Annotated in this window: 3 protein-coding genes and 1 pseudogene; 3 read left to right on the top strand and 1 reads right to left on the bottom strand. The window is 76.4% G+C overall.

Going from position 1 to position 3,388, the window contains the following annotated elements:
* A pseudogene (locus JFN87_RS32600) lies at positions 1-373 on the bottom strand (UbiA family prenyltransferase); the annotation flags it as partial.
* 163 nt (positions 374-536) lie between these two features.
* Here JFN87_RS32600 and JFN87_RS32595 point away from each other — a divergent pair.
* The 3 genes from JFN87_RS32595 to JFN87_RS32585 are packed head-to-tail and all read left to right on the top strand — an operon-like array spanning position 537 to position 3,164.
* Positions 537-1,589 carry a type III polyketide synthase gene (locus JFN87_RS32595; protein ID WP_209346056.1) on the top strand — a complete coding sequence of 351 codons (1,053 nt, stop codon included), beginning with the start codon at positions 537-539 and terminating at the stop codon, positions 1,587-1,589.
* A gap of 31 nt (positions 1,590-1,620) precedes the next feature.
* Complete coding sequence (locus JFN87_RS32590) at positions 1,621-2,145, top strand: isoprenylcysteine carboxyl methyltransferase family protein (protein WP_209346054.1); 525 nt, start codon at positions 1,621-1,623, stop codon at positions 2,143-2,145.
* Positions 2,142-3,164 (top strand): NAD(P)/FAD-dependent oxidoreductase, encoded by a 1,023-nt coding sequence (locus JFN87_RS32585; RefSeq protein WP_209346052.1) that lies wholly within the window; start codon positions 2,142-2,144, stop codon positions 3,162-3,164. Before JFN87_RS32590 ends, JFN87_RS32585 begins: the two co-directional genes overlap by 4 nt.
* Positions 3,165-3,388: the final 224 nt, after the last annotated feature.

The following is a 3,388-nucleotide window of genomic DNA, read 5'->3' as shown; positions in this document are numbered from 1 at the left end:
AGACCGCAGTCCAGACGTGAGCTCTTCCGATCTGCGCCGTCACCGCGCCGCCGACCACCGGCTTGTCGCGGCGCCCCGCGGCCACATCACGCGCCGCGTCGATCGCGTCGTTGCTCCAGCCGACGGACAACTGCCCGGCGAGCACCGCCGCGGTGACGAGCAGGCAGCCCGGCGCCGTCTGCCCCGAAGCCGCGGCGACCCCCGCGACCAGCGCCGTCACCGCGACCGTCGGCATCGGATGGCAGGCGCCCAGCAGCGCGGCCACCCGGCGCGTGGCGCCCGTGACACCCCGGGCACGCGGGCCACCCGGCCCGGCGCGCCCGGCGGGCGAGGAGTGCTGTGCGGTCGTCATCGGCCGCTCGGTGGCGTCCATCCGGCCATCGTAGGCAACGGGCCGCCCGGCGGGCCCGCATGTCACGCCGCGCCGCGGGAAGAGGGAACGTCATACTTCCGTCAGGGGCCGTACCGGCGATCTGGCGTGTGACCGCACGCCGTGCGGGCAGTGATGTCACGTTCCCGACCTGATCGGATCCCGGATGACACGCATCGGAGCCGTCCACGGGGTGCTCGCCGAGCACCGGTACGACCAACGCGAGATCACCGACATGGTGGCACGCACCTGCCTGCCGCCCGGCGGGGACCGGCGGCTGCTCGACCGCCTGCACGGCAGCGCGTGCGTCGAGCGGCGGGCGATGGCCCTGCCACTCGAACGGTACGTGACACTCGGCGGCTTCGGCGAGACCAACGACGCGTTCATCGAGACCGCCGTGCCGCTCGGCGCCGAGGCAGTCACGGGCGCGCTCGAGCGGGCCGGGCTCTCGCCGCGCGACGTCGACCTGCTGATGTTCACCTCGGTCACCGGGATCGCCGCGCCGTCCGTGGACGCGCGCCTCGTCGGCCGGCTCGGCCTGCGGCCCGACGTCAAGCGCGTGCCGGTGTTCGGGCTCGGCTGCGTGGCCGGCGCCGCCGGCGTCGCGCGCCTGCACGACTACCTGGCGGGCCGTCCCGACGACGTGGCCGTGCTGCTCTCCGTCGAGCTGTGCACCCTCACGTTCCAGCGCGACGACCCGTCCGTGGCCAACCTCGTCGCCACCGGCCTCTTCGGGGACGGCGCTGCCGCCGTCGTCGCCTGCGGGGCGCGGCGGGCCGCCGCGGGGCCCACCGTCGTCGGCACCCGCAGCCGCATGTACCCGGACACCGAGTCCGTGATGGGCTGGGACATCACCGGCTCCGGGTTCAAGGTCGTCCTCGATGCGAGCGTCCCCGAACTCGTGCGCAAGAACCTCGCGGCCGACGTCGACAGCTTCCTCGCCGACCACGGCCTGCGGCGCGAGGACATCACCGCGTGGGTCTGCCACCCGGGCGGCCCCAAGGTGCTCGAAGCCGTCGAGGAAGCCCTCCGACTGCCCGATGAAGCACTGGAGATGACGTGGCGCGCGCTCGCGGCGGAAGGCAACCTCTCGTCCTCGTCCGTCCTGCACGTCCTGCGCGACACGCTGGCCGAGCGGCCCCCGCCGCCGGGCACCCCGGGGCTGCTGCTCGCGATGGGGCCCGGCTTCTGCGCCGAACTCGTCCTGCTGCGCTGGTGACGTGCGCGGTGGAGCACCCGGGGGAGCGACGATGATCTGGTACACCGTGCTGGTCGCGGCCGTCGGCGCCGAGCGCGTCGCCGAACTCGTCGTGGCCAAGAGGAACATGCGCTGGAGCCTCGCGCGCGGCGCCGTCGAGCGCGGCCGTGGCCACTACCCCGCCATGGTGGTGCTGCACACCGGGCTGCTGCTCGGCTGCCTCGCCGAGGTGTGGAGCGCGCACCGCCCGTTCCTGCCCGCCCTCGGCATCCCGATGCTCGCGGTCGCCGTGCTCGCGCAGGGGCTGCGCTGGTGGTGCATCAGGACGCTCGGGCCGCGCTGGAACACCAAGGTGCTGGTCGTGCCGGGGCTGCCGCTCGTCGACGCGGGCCCCTACCGGCTGCGCGGCCTCAGGCACCCCAACTACGTGGCGGTCGTCGCCGAGGGCGTCGCCCTGCCGCTCGTCCACACCGCGTGGATCACGGCGCTCGTGTTCACGGTGCTCAACGCCTGGCTGCTGTCGGTGCGCATACGGTGCGAGAACGAGGCGCTCGCCCTGGCGGGCGCCGCCACGTGATCGACGTGCTGGTGGCCGGCGGCGGCCCCGCCGGGCTCGCCGCCGCGCTGCACGCGACCGCCGCCGGCCTGGAGACCGTCGTGCTCGAACCCCGCAGCGGCGCCGTCGACAAGGCCTGCGGCGAGGGCGTGATGCCCAGCGGCGTCCGGGCGCTCGCCGGCCTGGGCGTCGAACTGCCCGCGGGCCACCCGCTGCGCGGCATCCGCTACGTGCGCGGCCGCCACAGCGCACAGGCCCTGTTCGCCCCCGGCCAGGGCCGCGGCATCCGGCGCACCGAACTGCACGCCGCGCTGCTGCGGCGGGCGGCCGAGGCCGGCGTCACGCTCCTGCGGGGCCGGGCCGACGGCGTCGTGCAGGACGCGGACTCCGTGACGGCGGGCGGCATCAGAGCACGCTGGCTCATCGCCGCGGACGGACTGCACTCGCCGCTGCGCCGCGCCCTCGGGCTCGACCTCGCGCCGCCTTCGCGCGCGCCGCGCCGCTACGGGCAGCGCCGCCACTACCGGATGCGGCCCTGGACGGACTTCGTGGAGGTGCACTGGTCGCGCGGGGGCGAGGCGTACGTGACGCCCGTCGCCGGCGACCTGGTGGGGGTCGCCGTGCTCAGCGCACGGCGGTGCGGCTACGAAGACCACCTCGCGGCCTTCCCGGAGTTGCGCGCCCGGCTCGGGGCCGAACCCGCGACGGCGGTGCGCGGCGCGGGCCCCCTCAGGCAGCGCGCCCGCGCGCGGACCGCGGGCCGCGTGCTGCTGGTCGGCGACGCGGCCGGGTACGTGGACGCCCTGACGGGCGAGGGCATCGCGCTCGGCCTCGCCTCGGCGCACGCCGCGGTCGCGTGCGTACGGGCGGGGCGGCCCGAGGCGTACGAACGGCGGTGGCGCGCCCTGACCCGCCGCCACCGTGCGCTCACCGCCGCGCTCGTGGAGGTGACCGCGCACCCGGCGGCCGCACACGCGCTCGTCCCGGCCGCCGCCGCGCTGCCCGCCGTCTTCACGGCGGCGGTGCGTTCGCTCCAGTGACGGCCGTCAGCCCGGCAACGGCTTCCGCCCGGGGACGGCCGCCGGGCCAGTACGCCGTCCCGCCTCCGCGGCGCCCCGCCGGACAGCCGCGGCGGCGGATCGGAAGAACAGACGTCTGGACTCCTGTCACCGATGCATCTGGTGAGCCGACCTCTGCTCGGAGAGTGGAGACGGGGGCGGGGGGGGGGGGGGGGGGGGGGGGGGGGGGGGGGGGGGGGGGGAGC

Source organism: Streptomyces montanisoli, assembly GCF_017813245.1.
GTDB classification, from domain to species: Bacteria; Actinomycetota; Actinomycetes; order Streptomycetales; family Streptomycetaceae; genus Streptomyces; species Streptomyces montanisoli.
This window is presented reverse-complemented; position numbering and strand designations above follow the sequence as displayed.

Coding starts and splice junctions, on each gene's coding strand:
- JFN87_RS32595 (WP_209346056.1), top strand. CDS start 537: ATGACACGCATCGGAGCCGTCCACGGGGTGCTCGCCGAGCACCGGTAC.
- JFN87_RS32590 (WP_209346054.1), top strand. CDS start 1,621: ATGATCTGGTACACCGTGCTGGTCGCGGCCGTCGGCGCCGAGCGCGTC.